Source organism: Nonomuraea sp. NPDC050202, from assembly GCF_040656115.1.
GTDB lineage: Bacteria > Actinomycetota > Actinomycetes > Streptosporangiales > Streptosporangiaceae > Nonomuraea.
Window position 1 is genome coordinate 19,936 of sequence record NZ_JBFALF010000047.1, and the last position, 17,818, is coordinate 37,753.

At 71.3% G+C, this 17,818-nt stretch carries 14 protein-coding genes; 8 read left to right on the top strand and 6 right to left on the bottom strand.

Annotation, left to right across the window (positions count from 1 at the left end; translation table 11 throughout):
- Positions 1-211: 211 nt before the first annotated feature.
- From AB0I79_RS55480 to purL, 3 genes are all read left to right on the top strand, one after another.
- Complete coding sequence (locus AB0I79_RS55480; RefSeq protein ID WP_185100353.1) at positions 212-598, top strand: ATP-binding protein; 387 nt, start codon at positions 212-214, stop codon at positions 596-598.
- 128 nt (positions 599-726) lie between these two features.
- On the top strand, positions 727-1,407 hold the full coding sequence (gene purQ, locus AB0I79_RS55485; protein ID WP_357892765.1) for a phosphoribosylformylglycinamidine synthase subunit PurQ: 681 nt from the start codon (positions 727-729) through the stop codon (positions 1,405-1,407).
- Positions 1,404-3,653 carry a phosphoribosylformylglycinamidine synthase subunit PurL gene (gene purL / locus AB0I79_RS55490; RefSeq protein WP_357892767.1) on the top strand — a complete coding sequence of 750 codons (2,250 nt, stop codon included), beginning with the start codon at positions 1,404-1,406 and terminating at the stop codon, positions 3,651-3,653. Before purQ ends, purL begins: the two co-directional genes overlap by 4 nt.
- A gap of 48 nt (positions 3,654-3,701) precedes the next feature.
- Here purL and AB0I79_RS55495 read toward each other — a convergent pair whose 3' ends face one another.
- Positions 3,702-4,634, bottom strand: a complete 933-nt coding sequence (locus AB0I79_RS55495) for a hypothetical protein (protein WP_357892769.1) — start codon at positions 4,632-4,634, stop codon at positions 3,702-3,704.
- Positions 4,635-4,833: 199 nt separating this feature from the next.
- On the opposite strand from AB0I79_RS55495, the gene AB0I79_RS55500 reads away from it, so the two are divergent.
- The 3 genes from AB0I79_RS55500 to AB0I79_RS55510 all read left to right on the top strand — a co-directional run bounded on the left by AB0I79_RS55500 (position 4,834) and on the right by AB0I79_RS55510 (position 9,119).
- On the top strand, positions 4,834-6,855 hold the full coding sequence (locus AB0I79_RS55500; RefSeq protein ID WP_357892771.1) for an adenylate/guanylate cyclase domain-containing protein: 2,022 nt from the start codon (positions 4,834-4,836) through the stop codon (positions 6,853-6,855).
- A gap of 33 nt (positions 6,856-6,888) precedes the next feature.
- Complete coding sequence (locus AB0I79_RS55505) at positions 6,889-7,551, top strand: Crp/Fnr family transcriptional regulator (RefSeq protein ID WP_357892773.1); 663 nt, start codon at positions 6,889-6,891, stop codon at positions 7,549-7,551.
- Between the two features lie 86 nt (positions 7,552-7,637).
- On the top strand, positions 7,638-9,119 hold the full coding sequence (locus AB0I79_RS55510) for an MFS transporter (protein ID WP_357892774.1): 1,482 nt from the start codon (positions 7,638-7,640) through the stop codon (positions 9,117-9,119).
- Here the strand turns inward: AB0I79_RS55510 and AB0I79_RS55515 are convergent.
- Together AB0I79_RS55515 and AB0I79_RS55520 are read right to left on the bottom strand one after the other, a co-directional pair.
- Entirely contained in the window at positions 9,080-9,826 is a 747-nt protein-coding gene (locus AB0I79_RS55515; protein ID WP_357892776.1) for a methylenetetrahydrofolate reductase, read from the bottom strand. The genes AB0I79_RS55510 and AB0I79_RS55515 overlap by 40 nt on opposite strands.
- A gap of 10 nt (positions 9,827-9,836) precedes the next feature.
- The gene (locus AB0I79_RS55520; RefSeq protein ID WP_357892861.1) at positions 9,837-10,481 is read right to left on the bottom strand and encodes a TetR family transcriptional regulator; all 645 of its coding nucleotides are present in this window, start codon (positions 10,479-10,481) and stop codon (positions 9,837-9,839) included.
- Between the two features lie 75 nt (positions 10,482-10,556).
- Here AB0I79_RS55520 and AB0I79_RS55525 point away from each other — a divergent pair, with 75 nt between their 5' ends.
- The gene (locus AB0I79_RS55525) at positions 10,557-11,975 is read left to right on the top strand and encodes an MFS transporter (RefSeq protein WP_357892778.1); all 1,419 of its coding nucleotides are present in this window, start codon (positions 10,557-10,559) and stop codon (positions 11,973-11,975) included.
- Here the strand turns inward: AB0I79_RS55525 and AB0I79_RS55530 are convergent.
- Both AB0I79_RS55530 and AB0I79_RS55535 read right to left on the bottom strand, forming a co-directional pair.
- Positions 11,933-13,816, bottom strand: coding sequence for an ABC transporter ATP-binding protein (locus AB0I79_RS55530; RefSeq protein ID WP_357892780.1), 1,884 nt, complete (start codon positions 13,814-13,816; stop codon positions 11,933-11,935). The genes AB0I79_RS55525 and AB0I79_RS55530 overlap by 43 nt on opposite strands.
- A gap of 34 nt (positions 13,817-13,850) precedes the next feature.
- The gene (locus AB0I79_RS55535) at positions 13,851-15,932 is read right to left on the bottom strand and encodes a PhoX family phosphatase (protein ID WP_357892782.1); all 2,082 of its coding nucleotides are present in this window, start codon (positions 15,930-15,932) and stop codon (positions 13,851-13,853) included.
- A gap of 129 nt (positions 15,933-16,061) precedes the next feature.
- Between AB0I79_RS55535 and AB0I79_RS55540 the strand changes: the two genes are divergently transcribed.
- Positions 16,062-16,484 (top strand): sterol carrier family protein, encoded by a 423-nt coding sequence (locus AB0I79_RS55540; protein ID WP_357892863.1) that lies wholly within the window; start codon positions 16,062-16,064, stop codon positions 16,482-16,484.
- Here the strand turns inward: AB0I79_RS55540 and AB0I79_RS55545 are convergent.
- Positions 16,481-17,710: a hypothetical protein gene (locus AB0I79_RS55545; RefSeq protein WP_357892784.1), complete on the bottom strand. Its 1,230-nt coding sequence runs from the start codon at positions 17,708-17,710 to the stop codon at positions 16,481-16,483. The genes AB0I79_RS55540 and AB0I79_RS55545 overlap by 4 nt on opposite strands.
- Between the last annotated feature and the right edge of the window lie 108 nt (positions 17,711-17,818).

Below are 17,818 nucleotides of genomic sequence, written 5' to 3' on the forward strand. Positions count from 1 at the left end.
TGCCGCCCCGATTTCCCCTGGGGCGGTTAAAGCCCGGTTGCGACGTGCCACAATGCCACGGGCGTGCCAACACTGAATAACAACAACGTGATTTTGCGGTTAGCCCCGTTTTCTCAGGGAAACCTACTCCAGGTGAGATTCCGGCGCCCGGAGGAGTCCGGTGGATATTGAGTTCTCGTTGGCACTGCCTCGGGATGCGATCGGCATACCGATGGTCAGGCGAGTGCTTGGCGACGCCATGCGTTCACTCAACGTGAGCGAGACGTGCATCGCCGACATGCTGCTCGCCGTGTCCGAGGCGTGCTCCAACGCGGTCCGGCACGGAGGGCCGGCCAACCGCTACGAGGTGACGGCGGCCATCGGCGCCGGCCAGTGCGACGTTCGCGTGGCCGACAACGGTGACGGCGTCCCGACGATGCCTCACTCCTTTCCGCCTCCCGACACCGAGAACGGCCGCGGCCTGCTGATCATGCGCTCGGTCGTCGACGAGATCTCCTTCGGCGTCACCCCCGGCCGGGGCACCACGGTCCACCTGCGCAAGCACCTCGCCTGGGACGACGGCGCCGATGCCCGTCCCCGCGAGCTCGCCGCGGTCTGACCTGCGCCTTCGCTCCACGCCCGAGTCGATGCGGACCACCTGGGAGCACCCGATAACCTGATTACACCGCCGTCCGCCCCGAAGGGACGGTGGTGCGCGCGCGCATTCCTCCGGAGGGGACGACAGTCATGAGCGCTGCCCGTGTGGGCGTAGTCACGTTTCCAGGAACTCTCGACGACCAGGACGCCGCCAGAGCCGTGCGCCTCGTGGGCGCGGAGGCGGTCCCGTTGTGGCACGCCGACCACGACCTGAAGGGGGTCGACGCCGTCTTCCTGCCCGGCGGCTTCTCCTACGGCGACTACCTGCGCTGCGGCGCCATCTCGCGGTTCGCGCCGCTCATGGAGGAGCTGGTCCCCGCCGCCAGGGCGGGGCTGCCCGTGATCGGCACCTGCAACGGGTTCCAGATCCTGTGCGAGGCGCACCTGCTGCCCGGCGCGCTGACCCGTAACGCCTCGCTGCACTACGTCTGCCGCGACCAGCGGCTCAAGGTCGAGCAGACGGCGACCGCGTGGACGAACTCGTTCACGCCCGGCCAGGAGATCGTGCTGCCGATCAAGCACGGCGAGGGCCGCTACGTGGCCTCCGACGACACGCTGGCCGCGCTGGAGGCGGGCGGCCACGTGGTGTTCCGCTACGTCGGCAACCCCAACGGCTCGCTCAACGACATCGCGGGCATCCGCAACGAGGCGGGCAACGTGGTCGGCCTCATGCCGCACCCCGAGCACGCCGTCGAGGACCTGGTCGGCGCCCCGAGCACCGACGGCCTCGGCGTCTTCACCTCCATCCTGAAGAACCTGGTGAACGCATGACAGACAGTGTGAAGCGGGCGGCGGAGACTCCCGACGAGCCGATGCCCTTCGCCGAGCTGGGGATGAAGCAGGACGAGTACGACCGGGTCAAGGAGATCCTGGGCCGCCGTCCCACCGGCTCCGAGCTGGCCATCTACAGCGTCATGTGGTCCGAGCACTGCTCGTACAAGTCGTCCAAGGTGCACCTGAAGCAGTTCGCCACCAAGGCGCCCAAGTCCGAGGCGCTGCTCGTGGGCATGGGCGAGAACGCCGGCGTGGTCGACATCGGCGACGGCTGGGCCGCCACGTTCAAGATCGAATCCCACAACCACCCGTCGTACGTCGAGCCGCACCAGGGCGCCGCCACCGGCGTCGGCGGGATCGTGCGCGACATCATGTCGATGGGCGCGCGCCCGATCGCGGTCATGGACGCGCTGCGCTTCGGCGCCGCCGACGCCGTGGACACCCGCCGCGTGCTGCCCGGCGTGGTGGAGGGCATCAGCAGCTACGGCAACTGCCTGGGCCTGCCGAACATCGGCGGCGAGGTCGTCTTCGACCCCTGCTACATCGGCAACCCGCTGGTCAACGCGCTGTGCGTGGGCCTGCTGCGCAAGGACCAGATCAAGCTGGCCACCGCGCCAGGCCCGGGCAACAAGGTGGTCCTGTTCGGCGCGTCCACCGGCCCTGACGGCATCGGCGGCGCGTCCGTGCTGGCCAGCGCCACGTTCGAGGACGAGTCGCAGGCCAAGCGGCCCGCCGTGCAGGTGGGCGACCCGTTCATGGAGAAGCTGCTCATCGAGTGCTGCCTGGAGCTGTACGCGGCCGACGTGGTCGTCGGCATCCAGGACCTCGGCGCGGCCGGCGTCTCCTGCGCCACCACCGAGCTGGCCGCCAAGGGCACCGGCGGCATGAAGGTGGACCTCAACCTGGTCCCGCTGCGCGACCCCTCGCTCAGGCCCGAGGAGATCCTCATGAGCGAGTCGCAGGAGCGCATGATGGCCGTCGTCCGGCCCGACGACATCCCCGCGTTCATGGCGATCTGCGAGAAGTGGGACGTGCCCGCCACCGTCATCGGCGAGGTCACCGACACCGGCCGCCTCGTCATGACCTGGGACGGCGAGATCATCGTGGACATCCCGCCGGGCACCGCCGCCGACGAGGGCCCCGTCTACGAGCGGCCCTTCCACGAGCCGGCCGGGCAGGCCGCGCTCAACGGCGACACGCCCGACCGGCTGGAGCGGCCCGCCGACCTGCGGGCGACCCTGCTCAAGCTGCTCGGCTCGCCCAACCTGGCCTCCAAGGCATGGGTGACCGACCAGTACGACCGGTACGTGCGCTCCAACACCGTGCTGGCCCAGCCGGCCGACGCGGGCATGCTGCGCATCTCGGAGGCGATCGAGGGCGCGGAGCCGACCACCCGCGGGATCGCGCTGTCCACCGACGGCAACGGGCGCTACGCCAAGCTCGACCCGTACGCGGGGGCGCAGCTCGCGCTCGCCGAGGCGTACCGGAACGTGGCCGTGACCGGCGCCCAGCCGCTGGCCGTCACCAACTGCCTCAACTTCGGCTCCCCCGAGGACCCCGAGGTGATGTGGCAGTTCGCCGAGGCCACCCGCGGGCTGGCCGACGCCTGCAGGGCGCTCGGCGTGCCGGTCACCGGCGGCAACGTCTCCTTCTACAACCAGACCGGCTCGACGGCCATCCACCCGACGCCCGTCGTGGGCGTGCTCGGTGTCATCGAGGACGTCGCCAAGCGGGTGCCGTCCGGGTTCACCGCCGAGGGGCTGCGGGTCGTGCTGCTCGGCGACACCGGCGCGGAGTTCGGCGGCTCGGAGTGGGCCCACGTCGAGCACCGCCACCTGGGCGGGCTGCCGCCGCACGCGGACCTGGAGGCCGAGCGGGCGCTGGGCACCGTGCTGGTGGAGGCGGCCCGGCGGGGGCTGCTGGAAGGCTCGCACGACCTGTCGGACGGCGGGCTGGCCGTCGCGCTGGCCGAGTCGTGCCTGGCGCGGGGCGTCGGGGCGGAGGTCGAGCTGACGGGCGACCCGTTCACCGACCTGTTCAGCGAGTCGGCGGCGCGGGCGCTGGTCGTGGTGCGTCCCGAGGCCTACGACGAGTTCGCCTCTCTGTGCGGGCGGCACGACGTGCCCTGCTACGGGCTCGGGATGACCGGCGGGGCGTCGCTGGTCGTCAAGGACGTGTTCGAGGTCTCCGTGGAGGAGCTGCGGGAAACGCACTCGGCCGCGCTTCCCGCGCTGTTCGGCTGAGGTCTTCCGGGAGGGCCGGTACGGGGTTCCGTGCCGGCCCTCCTGGCGTTACGCCTTCTTCAGGCAGACGACGTAGATGCTGCCGCTGACGCTGGCGCCGTTGTTGCCGCCACCGTGGCCGTAGGTCTGCGCGTCCTTCTCGGCCGGGGCGTTCGTGGGCGTGGCCGTCGGGGCTGCTGCGGCCTGCTTGTCGTAGTCGTTGCCGCCGCCGTTGTCGTCCTTGACGACGGTGACCGTCCAGCTGGAGGCGCCCGAGGGCGCGCTGCTGGTGACGATCGCGTTCTTGAACGTGCTGAACGAGAAGCCGCCGCCCGTCACCACGCCGCTGCCGCAGCTCACGGTCTCGGTGCCGGTCCCGTTGACGAACTCCTTGTTGACGTAGGTCGTGTAGGTGGCGCCGGTGCCGGGGTCACCCTTCGGACCCTGCGGGCCACGCGGGCCGGTGTCGCCCTTCGGGCCCTGGGGGCCGCGGGGGCCGGTCGCGCCGTCCTTGCCCGGCAGGCCGTTCTTGCCGTCGTCGCCCTTCAGCCCCTGCGGCCCCTGAGGGCCGGTGGCGCCCGTCTTGCCGGGCTCGCCCTGCTCACCCTTCGAGCCCTGCTCGCCCTTGGGGCCCTGCGGGCCCGCGACGCCCTGCTTGCCCTGCGGCCCGACAGGCCCGGTCTCGCCCTTGGGCCCCTGGACACCCTGCTTGCCCTGCGGGCCGGCCGGGCCGGGCTCGCCCCGGCGGCCCTGCTCGCCCTGCTGGACGGTGGTCGTCGAGGTGGAGGAGCCGCCGATCAGGATCCGCTCCTCCGTCTTCCTGCACTTCGTCGCCGGGTTGACGATGCGGGCGTAGCGCGTCTTCTTGTGCACGCAGGCGTGCACCTCCGCGGCTGCGGCGGACGAGGCGGTGGCGACGCCACCCACGGTGAGGAGCGAGGCTGCCAGCGCCCCGACAGCGGCGAGCGTGATCGTGCGCCCGCCTCGAACCTTGATGGCCACGGCTTTCCTTCCCAACGGAACGAGTGATGCTCATGTTGTGCATGAGATTCACGCTTCGAACGTTCCAAGGGATGACGCTAACTACATAACGTATCTATCACGAAACAGAGTGTTACTGACCGGATTGACGGATTGTCTCCGACTCGGGTGAGTAAAAGGACGCATTGGAGACACCGATCGCCCGTGGATAATCGGGTCTGTGCCAACGCGCGGTCCCACGCCCTACCTTCCCCCGGCCACCCAGCCCGTACGCGGCGTGGTCTGGTCCATCCACCTGATCCTGCCCCTGCTCGGCCTCTGGCTCCTGCTGGCCCAGCCGCACATCAACATCTTCTGGCAGCACAACGCCAGCCACTTCTGGCTGATCATCCTGGTCGCCGGCGTCAACGTCGCGCTCGGCGCGCTCATCAGCGAGGCCTCCAGGCGCCGGCAGGACGCGCGGCTGTTCCTGGTCTCCATGGTCTTCCTGAGCAGCGCGGGGTTCTTCTTCCTGCACGGGCTGGCCACGCCGAAGGTCATCCTGCCCACCGGCTCCATCGGGTTCGACCTCGGCCAGCAGGTGGGGCTCACGCTCGCCTCGGCGTTCGCGTTCGCCTCCGCGCTGCCGCTGCGGGAGAAGGCCGCCAAGGCCGTGCTCGGGTCGCAGCACTTCATCCGCGGAGCGCTGGCCGGGTTCATGGTCCTCTGGGGTGTCATGTCGCTGGTCCCGGGCCTGACGCCGCTCAGCGAGCCACCCATGGTCTCGCCGATGGGCTGGCTGGCGTGGGCGTCGGTCCCCGGGCTGCTGCTGTACGTGGCGGCGAGCGTGATGATGTTCCTGCTGCACCGGCGGCGGCCGGCGGCCATGCTGATCAGCCTGATCACCGCGTACGCGCTGCTGGCCGAGTCGATGATCGCGGGCATGTCGCAGCTCAACTGGCACCTGTCCTGGTGGGAGTGGCACATCCTGCTCACCCTGGCCTTCGTCTTCGTCGCCTACAGCGCCTACCTGCAGTTCAGGCGCGAGGGGTCGAGCGCGGGCCTGTTCGACTCGGTGGCGCTGGCGGCCACCGTGCGGCGCATCCAGCGCGACTACGACGAGGCGCTGGAGGAGCTGGTCGAGCACGTACGCCGGGGCGAGCCGCTGGCCGCGACCCGGCTGTCGGGCAAGTTCCGGCTCAACGAGGGCCAGGCCGCGGTGCTCGACCGGGCGGGCGAGGCGCTGGCCAACGAGCGGGAGCTGTCGGAGCGGCTGGCCGCGCTGGTGGCGGTGAGCGCGCAGACCAAGGTCGGGCTGCCGGAGAACGAGCTGCTGACGGTGTCGCTGGAGCGGGTGCGGCAGGCGTACGGGGACGTCAAGATCGCCCTGATCTCGGAGGGCAGGACGCAGATCGGCTCGCGCGACTACGCCTTCACCGACGGCAACCCGATCAGGCGCGACCAGCTCCTGGCCTTCCCGCTGACCGTCAAGGGCAACCTGGCGGGCGTGCTGGAGGTGCCGGTAGGGCGCACCAGCCAGGACGAGGCGCTGGCCGCGACGCTGGCCGGGCAGCTGTCGATCTCGCTGGAGAACGCCCGGCTCTACCAGGAGCTGCACACGCTCTTCCACCAGTACATGTCGCCGGACGTGGCGCACGCGCTGCTCGCCGACCCCGCGCAGGCGGAGCTGGGCGGCCAGCTCAAGGAGCTGACCGCGCTCTTCGCCGACCTCAAGGGCTTCACCACGTTCTCGGAGAAGGTCACGCCCGGCGAGATCGTCGAGATGCTGAACCGCTACCACACGGCCGCCGTCCCCTGCATCCTGAACAACGGCGGCACGATCGTGCAGTTCGTCGGCGACGCGCTGCTGGCCCTGTTCAACGCCCCCGCGACGCAGGACGGGCACGCGCGGCAGGCCTGCAAGGCGGCGCTGCAGATGCAGCAGGCCGCCGCCGAGATCGCCGAGGAGATGGCCTGGAAGGTCGACACGGTCGAGTGGCCGACGTTCCGGGTGGGCGTCAACACCGGGCCGGCCCTGGTCGGCAACATCGGCAGCCCGGAGCTGCGCGGCTTCAACGCCATGGGCGACGCCGTGAACGTGGCCGCCCGGCTCCAGACCCTGGCCGAGCCGGGCACGGTGGTGATCGGCGAGACGACGTACAGGCAGCTGGGCGACGGCGCGAGGGTGAGCCCGCTGGGGCCGCTCAACCTCAAGGGCAAGGAGGAACTCGTCACGGCCTACGTTCTGACGGAAATGACATAGTAGGGCGGTGCAGGTACCGACATAATCAGGCGCATGGATTCAGAGCCCGGAGAGTTCCTCACCATGCTGACCGCCGAGGAGGTCGAGGCCCTGCGCTCGGCCGGCCGGGTGCGGCGCTGGGACCGGGGCACGACCATCATGACCGAGGGCGACACGTCCGACTGGGTGCTCGTGCTGATGGAGGGCAGGGTCAAGTGCTCCTCCCACACGAGCGGCGGCACCGAGGTGGTGCTGGCCGTACGCGGGCCCGGTGCGCTGCTCGGCGAGCTGTCGGCCATCGACGGCTCACCCCGCTCGACCACCGTGACCGCGCTGGAGCCGATCGCCGGCCTCGTGGTGCGTGACTTCACCGGCTTCCTGGAGAGCCACGGGCGCATCGCCGTGCAGCTCATGCGGCTCGTCAGCGGGAAGCTGCGCGACTCCGACCGCAAGCGCATCGAGTACGGCGCGTTCGACACCACGGGGAGGGTGGCGACGCGGCTGCTGGAGCTGGCCGAGCGGTACGGCGAGAAGACCAACGGCGGCGTACGCGTGGCGCTGCCCCTGTCGCAGGACGAGCTGGCCGGATGGACCGGCGCCTCCCGCGAGGCCGTCAGCAAGGCGCTGCGCACGCTGCGCGACCGGGGCCTGATCGAGACGGGCAGGCGGCGCGTGGTGATCCACGACCTGGAGGGGTTGCGCAAGCGCGCCAGGTGACCCCGTTGCGCTAGCGCGCCAGGTGACCCCTGGGACACAGCGCCCCCGGACAAAAGGGACGTACGTCGTACGTCATAGTGGAGGGCATGGTCGCGGTCACCCCCCAAGACGACGCCCGCCTGCGCTACGCCTGGCGGGTGTGCGCGGTCACCAGCCTGGGCCTCGTGCTCATCGGCATCGCCGGCAGCACGCTGAACGTGGCGCTGCCGACGGTCGTGCGGCACTTCCGCGCCGACGCGCTGGAGTCGGGCTGGATCCTGCTGTCGTTCCTGCTGGTCAACACGGCGAGCCTGGTGCTGTTCGGCCGGGTGGCCGACCTGCTCGGCAGGCGTGAGGTGTATCTCGCGGGGTTCGCGCTGTTCACGGTGGCCTCGCTGCTGGCCGGGCTGTCGCCGGACGTGTGGTTCCTGATCGCGATGCGCGTCCTTCAGGCGATCGGCGCCGCGATGATCCTCGCGAACGGCACCGTGATCATCACCGATGCCTTCCCGCCCGACCGGCTCAGCCAGGGCATGGGCGTCTACATCGGCACGCTGTCGGTGGCCCAGCTCGCCGGTCCCACGCTCGGCGGCCTGATCGCCGAGGCCGCCGGCTGGCAGTGGATCTTCTGGGTGAACGTGCCCGCCGGGCTCCTGGCGCTCGGCGTGGGCGCGGCGATCTTACGCAAGATGCCCAGGCAGCCGAAGGAGCCGGTGGACGCGCTGGGCAACGTGCTGGTGTTCGCGGCGCTGTCGGCGCTGCTGCTGGCGCTGTCCACGGCGGGGTCGAGCGGGCTGTCCAGCCCCGTGGTGCTGGCGGGGGCGGGCACGTTCGTGGTGCTGCTGCCGCTGATCGTGCTGGCCGAGCGGCGTGCCCCGAACCCGGTGCTGGACCTGCGGCTGTTCGGCGGGCGGCTGCTGACCTACGCGAACCTGGCCTCGTTCTGCAACGCGCTGGCCCGCTCGGCGCTGATCCTGGTGGTGGCGCTGTACTTCCAGGCCGCCCGGGGCGTGGACGCGTTCACGGCGGGGCTGAGCGTGCTGCCCGTGCCGGTCGGGATCGGGCTGGCCTCGCCGATCGTGGGCATGCTCGGGCGGCGGGTGTCGCCGTACGCGCTGTCGATCGGCGGCGCGGTGCTGAGCGCGGCCGGGCTCGGCACGCTGATGCTGACGGCCGATCCGGCGACGCCGTACTGGGTGATCGGGATCGGCCTGTTCGTGGCGGGCTGCGGCAGCGGAACGTTCCTCACGGGCAACACCACGCAGGTCATGCGGGCGCTGCCGGCCGGCAGCCTGGGGGTGGTCAACGGGTTCCGCGTGATGGTGATGAACGTCGGCATCGTGATCAGCGTCGGCCTGTCGCTCAGCGTGCTGACCGCCTCCGTGGGGCCTGGCGTGCGGGCCCAGGTGTACGCCGGAACCCTGTCCACCCTGTCGCCGGTGGCGGTGGGGCAGCTCATGGACGGGTTCCAGCGGGCGTACGCGGTGCTGTTCGGGGTCGCGCTGCTGGGCGCGCTGCTGGCGGCCCTGGCCCGCTCCCCGAAGGCGCCTCAGAGCTCGGCGGCCAGGCGCGCCTCGACGTCGCGGTAGCGGTTCACCGGGACGAGGTGCACGCCGGCGAAGGCGCCCGTGTCGCGCAGGGCGAGGACCTGCTCGCAGGCGGCCTCCACGCCGGCCGTGCGGTCGGCGGCCACCTTCGCGATCAGCTCCTCCGGCAGGGCGATGTCCGGGATCGCGGCGGCCAGGGTGCGCGCGTGCCGCTCGCTGGCCAGGACCATGACGCCGGCGTAGACGGGCACGTCGACCGGGTGCTGCTCACGCCACCGGAGCTGGTCCTCCACCGAGAAGCTGACCTGCGAGAACAGGAAGTCGGCCGTACGCTTCCACGCGGGCAGCGGGCGCAGCCCGGCGGCGGCCCCCACGCGGAGGTCCGGCGAGAACCTGCGCGCCTCCTCGATCATCGAGCGCACGTTCAGGTCGCTCGTCCGGTTGCCGCTCGTGGGCTTGTCGCCGTAGACGAACAGGAACTGGTCCACCCCGTACGCCGCCGCCGTCAGCAGGTCGCGGCGGAAGCCGAGCAGGTTGCGGTCGCGCGAGTTGAGGCAGGCGATGCCGCGCCCGCCCATCGCCTCGACCTCGTGCGCCACGGCCACGCTGGAGACGGTCGCGCGGCCGATGTGGTTGTCGGGGATGAGGAACGCGTGAGCGATCTTGCTCAGGGTGCCGATCTGGTGCCGTACGTGCTTCAGATCGGGCTTGGTGGGCGGTTCGATCTCGCAGATCAGCTCGAAGGGCATGATCTGGACTCTAACGTCTGGCCGCCAGCGCCTCGATGCCGCCCAGCACGAGGTCGACGCCGAAGGTGTCGTACAGGATCGGGTCCGTGCCTGCCACCAGCGGGCGGGCCATCTCCACCAGGTGCGGATACCTGTCCACGGGCAGCGACTGCAGCCCGAAGAGCTTGGCCCTGGCGCGCTCCTCGCGATCGGGCTCGGCCTGCCCGTGGACGGGCGCGTCGGCGATGGCGATGGCGCTCTGCAGCAGGTACTTGGTGATCAGGCAGCTCTCGTCCACGCCGAACCCGGCGGTGCGGGCCAGCCCGAGCGCCTGGTCCCAGACGGCCAGGAAGTTCGGCACCGCGACCGGGTCGATCTGCTCCAGCACGTCCTTGGCGCAGGGGTGGGCGCGCAGCGTCCTGATCAGGCCCTCGGTCAGCTCGCGGAGCTGGGCCTGCCAGGGGCGCTCGTCGGCGGGCCCGGGCGCGAAGCCACCGATCAGGTGGTCGGCCATGCCGACGAGCAGCTGTTCCTTGTTCTTGTAGTGCCAGTAGAGCGCCATCGGGGTCACGCCGAGATCCGTGGCCAGGCGGCGGATGGTCACGGCGTCGATGCCCTCGGTGTCGCCGATCTCCAGAGCCCGCTCCGCGATCACCTGCGCGGTCAGTTTTCCCATCACGGTTGACAACTATACGTCGTACAAGTTCCACTATACGGCGTACAAGTACGCTGTATAGGAAGAGGAGCCGCCATGCGATGGTGGGCATTGGTCGCCGTGACCCTGGGCACGTTCATGACGTATCTGGATAACAACGTGGGAAATGTCGCGTTGCCGACGATCCAGCGGGAGCTGGGGCTGACGATCTCCGGGCTGGAGTGGATCGTGAGCTCCTACATCCTGGTCTTCGCCGGCCTCATGCTGGCCGGCGGCCGGCTCGCGGACGTGCTGGGCGCCCGCAGGGTCTTCCTCGGCGGGCTGGCCGTCTTCACGCTGGCCTCGCTCGTGGCCGGGCTGGCCACCTCCGGCGGGATGCTGATCGCCGCGCGGGCCGTACAGGGTGTCGGCGCCGCGCTGCTGACGCCGACCACGCTGGCGCTGATCAGCCAGATCTTCCCCGACCCCGCGGAGCGCGGCCGGGCGGTGGGCATCTGGAGCGCCTCGGGCGCGCTGTCCATGGCCCTCGGGCCCACCCTGGGCGGGCTCATCAGCGAGAACCTGCACTGGGGCTGGATCTACCTGATCAACGTGCCGATCGGCGTGGTCACGGGCGGGCTCGCGCTCTGGGCCGTGCGGCCCGCCTTCACGCGGGTGCGCCACAGCCTCGACCTGCCGGGCCTGGCCCTGTCGGCGCTGGCCCTGTTCGCGCTGACGTTCGCGCTCATCGAGGGCGAGAGCCTCGGCTGGGCCTCGGCGCCGATCCTGGCCGCGTTCGGCGTGTTCGCGGCGGCGGTCGCGGGGTTCGTCGCGGTGGAGGCACGGGCGTCGGAGCCGATGATCGCGATCTCGCTGTTCAGGTCGCGCGTCTTCACCGGCGGGATGCTGACCAGCGGCATCTGGTCGTTCGGCGTGTTCGGCATCTACTTCTTCAGCGCCCTGTGGCTGCAGAACGTGCTCGGCTTCACCCCCACCCAGGCAGGCGCCTCCTTCGTGCCGATGGCGCTGGTCATGGGCGTGACGGCGATCCTTTCGCAGCAGGTCAGCGCGCGGCTCGGTATCGGGCACACGGTCGCGCTCGGGATGGCGCTCATGGGGACCGCGATCTACCTCATCTCCCGCGTCGGCGCCGACGGCGACTTCACCGACGTGGCGCCCTGGTTCATCCTGTACGGCCTCGGCGGCGGCCTGCTCGTCCCCCTGACCTCCGCCGTCCTGAACGGCATGCCCAGGGAGCGCTCAGGCGTCGCCTCGGGCGTGCTCAACGTCTCCCGCGAGGTCTTCGGCCTGCTCGGCATCACCGTGCTGGGGGCGCTGCTGACCGCCAGGCAGAACGCGAGCGGCCTGCCGCCGCTGCCCGCCTTCCTCGACGGCTACCGGTTCACGCTGGTCGTCGCCGCGGTCGTGGTGCTGGCGTCCATCCCGGTCGCGCTCTACTCGCTGCGCCCCCAGCCGGCTCCGCCCGACGAGCCTCAGGCCGCCGCGACCCCGGAGACCGTCGGGTCCTCGAACTGAGTGCGGTACAGCTCCTCGTAGCGGCCCCCGGCGGCCAGCAGTTCGGCGTGCGTGCCGCGCTCGGCCACCTGGCCGTCCTCGATCACCAGGATCAGGTCGGCCGCGCGGACGGTGGAGAGCCGGTGCGCGATCACCACGGCGGTCCTGCCTTCCAGGGCCTCGCCCAGCGCCGCCTGCACCGCCGCCTCGGAGGTGGAGTCGAGCGCCGCGGTGGCCTCGTCCAGGATCACCACCCGGGGCCTGGCCAGCAGGAGGCGGGCGATCGTCAGCCGCTGGCGCTCCCCGCCCGACAGCCGGTAGCCGCGCTCGCCCACGACCGTGTCGAGCCCGTCCGGCAGCGACCGGATGAGCGTGGCCAGGCGGGCACGGGTGAGCGCGTCCCAGATCTCCTCCTCGCCCGCCTCCGGCCTGGCCAGCAGCAGGTTGGCGCGGATCGTGTCGTGGAAGAGGTGACCGTCCTGGGTGACCATGCCGAGCGTGTCGCGGATCGAGTCGGCGGTCAGGTCACGCACGTCCACGCCGCCGAGCCGGACGGCGCCGGAGTCGACGTCGTACAGCCGGGGCAGGAGCTGCGCGATCGTGGACTTGCCCGCGCCGGACGAGCCGACCAGCGCCACCATCTGCCCGGGCTCGGCCCGGAACGAGACGCCGTGCAGCACCTCGACGCCGCCGCGCGTGTCGAGCGTGGCGACCTCCTCCAGCGAGGCCAGCGAGACCTTGTCGGCCGCGGGGTAGGCGAAGCGCACGTCGTCGAACTCCACCGAGACCGGGCCTTCCGGCACCTCCCGGGCGTCCGGCTTGTCCTGGATGAGCGGCTCCAGGTCGAGCACCTCGAAGACGCGCTCGAAGCTGACGACCGCGCTCATCACGTCCACGCGGGCGCTGGCCAGGGCCGTCAGGGGCGCGTACAGGCGGGTCAGCAGCATGGCCATCGACACCAGCGCGCCGGGGGCGAGCTGCCCGGCCAGGGCGTAGAAGCCGCCGAGGCCGTACACCAGGGCCAGCGCCAGCGCCGAGACCAGCGTCAGCGCGGTGACGAAGGCCGACTGGGTCATGGCCGAGCGCACCCCGATGTCGCGCACGCGGCGGGCCCTGCGGGCGAACTCGGCCGACTCGTGGGCGGGCCGGCCGAACAGCTTGACCAGCGTCGCGCCCGGCGCGGAGAACCGCTCGGTCATCTGGGTGCCCATGGCCGCGTTGTGGTCGGCCGCCTCCCGCCGCAGCCGGGCGATCCTGGTGCCCATCCGCCGGGCCGGCAGCACGAACACGGGCAGGAGCAGCAGCGCCAGCAGCGTGATCTGCCAGGAGATGCCGATCATCGCCACGAGCGTCAGCATGAGCGTCACGATGTTGCCGACCACGCCGGACAGCGTGTCGGTGAAGGCGCGCTGGGCGCCGATCACGTCGTTGTTCAGCCGGCTGACCAGCGCGCCGGTGCGGGTCCGCATGAAGAACGCGATCGGCATGCGCTGGACGTGGTCGAAGACGGCCGTACGCAGGTCGAGGATCAGGTCCTCGCCCAGGCCCGCCGACAGCCACCGGTTCACCAGGCCCAGCCCCGCCTCCGCGATCGCCAGGCCCGCGATCGCCAGCGCCACCGTGACGACCACGCCGACCGGCTCGCCGGTGAAGATGGCGTCCACCACCCGCCCCGCCAGCAGCGGCGCCCCCACCGCCAGGCCCGCCATCACCACGCTGAGCAGCAGGAACAGCGCCAGCCTGCGACGGTGCGGGCGTGCGAAGGCGCCGATACGCCTGAGCGTCGCCCTGGATACAGAGCGACGCTCGGGCCGGTTGTTCATCGAGTAAAGCTGGTGCCAGGCGGTCACTTCCATGCTCATGGCATGGACGCTATGGCCTCAAGTTAAGTTGAGGTCAAGCCCCGATCTTCTTGCCCCTGGCGTGCCAGACCACGGCCACCGACGGGCGGGGCTGGCTGCTGCCGCCGTCGGGCCAGTGGCTGCTCGGGGTCTCCGGGCTGGCGTCGTCCGTCTCACCCGGGTGCTGCACCGCCACGAAGACGCTGCGCTGGTCGTCGGAGACGAGCGGGCCGCAGGTCTCGGCGCCGACCGGCACGGTGAGGAACTGGCGCACGTAGCCGCGCTCCTTGCCCCTGACCGGCATCACGAACAGGCCGTCGTTCTTCTCCAGGGCGTTGCCGTCCGTGGAGATCCACAGGTTGCCGTCCTTGTCGAACGTCACGTTGTCCGGGCAGGAGATCGGCGAGACCTTGGACTTGTCGAAGCCGGCGAAGTAGGTGGCGGGGTCGTTCGGGTCGCCGCAGACCAGCGGCAGCGACCAGGCGAACGTCTTCTCGCCCGCGTCGTTGCGCCGCTCCACGATCTCCAGGACGTGGCCGTGCTTGTTCGACGGGCGCGGGTTGGCCTCGTCCACCTGGGCCGCGGTGCGGTTGCTGTTGTTGGTCAGGGCCACGTAGACGCCGCCGGTGACCGGGTTGCGCTCCACGTCCTCGGGGCGGTCCATCTTCGTCGCGCCGCCGTCCACCTTGTCGGCGGCCGAACGGGTGTAGACCAGGACTTCCTGGGCGGTCATGCCCTTCACGAACGACCTGTCGCCCGAGACCAGCGGGAGCCACTCGCCGTAGCCGTCGAACTGGCCGTCGGAGGGCAGCTTGCCGGAGCCGTCGAGCTCGGCGGCCGGGCTGTCGCCGGTGAACTTGGCCACGTACAGGGTGCCCTCGTCCAGCAGCGCCCGGTTGTGGCGGTCGAAGCCGGGGATGTAGCGGTCCTTGGAGACGAACTTGTAGATGTACTCGAAGCGCGAGTCGTCACCCATGTAGACGACCAGGCGGCCGTCGCGGGCCAGCGTCGTGGTGGCGGCCTCGTGGGCGAAGCGGCCGAGCGCGGTGCGCTTGATCGGCGTCGAGTCGGGGTCGAACGGGTCGATCTCCACGATCCACCCGAACCTGTTGACCTCGTTCGGGTGCTTGGCCAGGTCGAAGCGCTCCTCGACGCGGTCGAACCGGCGGCTGGAGGAGGGGGTGCCGGTGGTGATCGAGTAGCGGGTGATGTAGGGCTTCTGCGCCTCGGGCACCTTGTCGCCGTTGACGAAGTACTGGTTGAAGTTCTCCTCGGCGGTCAGCACCGTCCCCCACGGGGTGGTGCCGCCCGCGCAGTTGTTCAGCATGCCGATGGGCGTGGTGCCCTTCGGGTCGGCGGCCGTCTTGAGCAGGTCGCTGCCGGCGGCGGGGCCGCTGAACCGCATCTTCGTCTGCGCGGTGATGCGGCGGTTGTAGCGGCGGCGGCCCCTGGTGACCAGCTTCCACTCGCCGGTGTTGCCGGCCCGCTCGATCTCCACGACCGAGCCGCCGTGCGCGGCCAGCCCGATCCTGATCTGCTCCTCGGTCGCCGCCGCGCCGCCGGTGTAACCGCGGAACATCAGGCTCTCGTCGGAGTACTCGTGGTTGACCCACATCAGCGCGCGGTCGCGGCCCATCGGGAAGACCGTCACGAAGTCGCAGTTGTAGCCGAACTGCTTGTTCTGGGCGTCGGCGGTCTGGTTCTCGAAGTCGAACTCCGGCGCGTCGGGCAGCACCGGGTCGCCCCAGCGCACGACCACGGAGGACTGGTAGCCGTCCGGGATGGTCAGCGCGTCATCCGTGTTCGGCTGCACGGCGGTGAAGCGGATGTCGCTGCCGCCGCCACCGTTCCAGCCGTGCCCGGCGGCGGCCGCCTCGGGCTCGTCGGCCAGGGCCGGCACCGCGCCCGCCACGCCCGTGCCCACCACGATCGCGCCGAGCGCGCCCGCCCGCAGCACGCCGCGCCGGGACAGCGCGTCCTTCACCACGTCGCCGAAGTAGGCGTTGTCGGCGGTGTTTGCCACGTCATGCGCGCACGCGTTGCCGCAGCGGAACTGACAGGTCAACGCGGAACGGCCACCTTTGTGCGGGGTGGAAAGCAGCGGCAGTAGCCGCGGCCCCGCGTTGGGGTTCGCCACAGGTCCTCCATATATGTGCGCGGTTGTACCGCCGGGAGGCTACGTTCACCGTCGAAACCGGAGGTGAACGATGACCTCCGTCTCGATGAACGCTTCCCGGGAGACAATGGCAGGGTGCCACCACGCAAGATGGACCAGGAAAAGCTGAGAGCGGCCCTCGACGGCCAGCTCGTCGCGCTCGACGAGCCCGCGTACGACGGGCCCGCGTCCGCGCTGCCCGACGCGCTCGTGGCCGCCGTGCTGGCCGCCTACGACCGCGGGCTCCAGCCGGAGCGCGACGCGGCCAGGATGGCGGTGCGCCACCTGCTCGACAGGCTGGCGAGCACGGCGCCCGGCCGGACCGTCGAGGTGCGCGTGCCGCCGTACGCCGCCGTCCAGGCCATCGAGGGGCCCCGGCACACCCGGGGCACGCCGCCGAACGTGGTGGAGATGGACGGGCGGACCTGGATCGAGCTCGCGCTCGGGCGGCTGACCTGGGACGAGGCCATGGCAGAAGGCGCGGTGACGGCCAGCGGCTCCCGAGCCGACCTGTCCGGATATTTGCCGCTTTAGCGGGTGCCGCTCATCCAGGGGAACTTGTCCTCGAAGCACCGGTCGGCGAGCTGGCCCGGCAGATGGGCGCACTCCTGGACCACGTTCCAGAACCAGATGGCCACGATCGCGAACAGGATCAGCGACAGGACGCTGATCACGATGCCGGCGATGGCCCGGCCCTTGCCCGCGCGCTTCACCAGCGCCACCCAGCCGAAGACGATCGACAGGATCGCGGTGATCAGGCCGGTGAAGCAGACGAACACCAGGAAGGGGCTGGCCACGCCGAGGACGAGCGAGGCCGTGGCCAGGCCGCTGCCCGGCCTGGACTGCTCGTACTGCCCGTACGGACCGTATTGGCCGGGCTGGCCGGGCTGGCCGGGCTGGCCGTACTGACCGTATTGACCGGGCTGGCCGTACTGGCCGTACTGGCCGGCCGGGGAGCCGTAGGGGGCTCCCGGAGGCGGGGGCGGAGGGTAGCCGGGCGGGCCGCCGTACGGGCTGGAGGGCGACGTGCCCGGCACCGTCGGGTCCTGGTCGTGCGCGGGCGGGACGGTGTGACCCTGGTCCGGCGCGCCGCCCTCGGGCTGCGTCCCCGCCTGACCGCCCTGGGCCTGCGCCCCGCCCCCGGAGACCGGGATCCCTCCGGGCGGCGTGCTCTCCCAAGGCTCCGGCCCCTCCCCTGACGGGGTGCCCTGCCAGGGGGAGGCGCTCTCCCCTGACGGGGCGCCTGCCTCGGGCGGCGCGAAGTGCGGCTGCTGCGGCTGGTCGTCCTGCTCGTAGCGCGAGGGCTCCTGCCTGGCGGGCCGCTCCTCCTGCGGCGCTCCGCCCCAGCCCGGATAGGACGGGGTGGCGCCGGGGATCGGGTACACCTGGGTCGCCTCGGCGTCGCCGCCCGCGGGCTCCGGAGTCTCGGGCGCGGTGGGCAGGTCGGGATGGGACGGCTCGCCGGCCGGCCTGGGCTCGTGCGTCGGCGGCACGTCGGGACGGGGCACCACGGGCGGAACCGGCGAGATCGGCTCCTCCTCCCCCGGCCCGTGCCCGGGCACACCCTCCGGCTCCCGCTCGGGCGTGGCGCCTGGAGCCGGGCCCTGCTCGGGCGGCCGCTCGTCCTCCGGCAGCGCGCCCTCGCTCCACCACTCGGGCTCGTGCTGGGCAGGCGCGCTCTCTGGCCGGCCCTCCCTCGGGCGGTCCTCGCGCGGGCGCTGCCCCTCGCGGGGCTCGTTCGGGTCCTCAGGTGTGGTCACGTCTGCGTCTCCCGAGGGTCTGCATGCCGGATACTTCACCCTTTCGCGGAAGCCGTCGGCTAAACCATGCGACACGGTAAGAGGCGGCTCATCCTTGGGTCACCATGC

Excerpts from the sequence above, each read along its gene's own strand:
- AB0I79_RS55480 (WP_185100353.1), top strand. The coding sequence starts at position 212 with ATGGTCAGGCGAGTGCTTGGCGACGCCATGCGTTCACTCAACGTGAGC.
- purQ (WP_357892765.1), top strand. The coding sequence starts at position 727 with ATGAGCGCTGCCCGTGTGGGCGTAGTCACGTTTCCAGGAACTCTCGAC.
- purL (WP_357892767.1), top strand. The coding sequence starts at position 1,404 with ATGACAGACAGTGTGAAGCGGGCGGCGGAGACTCCCGACGAGCCGATG.
- AB0I79_RS55505 (WP_357892773.1), top strand. The coding sequence starts at position 6,889 with ATGGATTCAGAGCCCGGAGAGTTCCTCACCATGCTGACCGCCGAGGAG.
- AB0I79_RS55510 (WP_357892774.1), top strand. The coding sequence starts at position 7,638 with ATGGTCGCGGTCACCCCCCAAGACGACGCCCGCCTGCGCTACGCCTGG.
- AB0I79_RS55515 (WP_357892776.1), bottom strand. The coding sequence starts at position 9,826 with ATGCCCTTCGAGCTGATCTGCGAGATCGAACCGCCCACCAAGCCCGAT.
- AB0I79_RS55520 (WP_357892861.1), bottom strand. The coding sequence starts at position 10,481 with ATGGGAAAACTGACCGCGCAGGTGATCGCGGAGCGGGCTCTGGAGATC.
- AB0I79_RS55525 (WP_357892778.1), top strand. The coding sequence starts at position 10,557 with ATGCGATGGTGGGCATTGGTCGCCGTGACCCTGGGCACGTTCATGACG.
- AB0I79_RS55530 (WP_357892780.1), bottom strand. The coding sequence starts at position 13,816 with ATGAGCATGGAAGTGACCGCCTGGCACCAGCTTTACTCGATGAACAAC.
- AB0I79_RS55540 (WP_357892863.1), top strand. The coding sequence starts at position 16,062 with ATGGACCAGGAAAAGCTGAGAGCGGCCCTCGACGGCCAGCTCGTCGCG.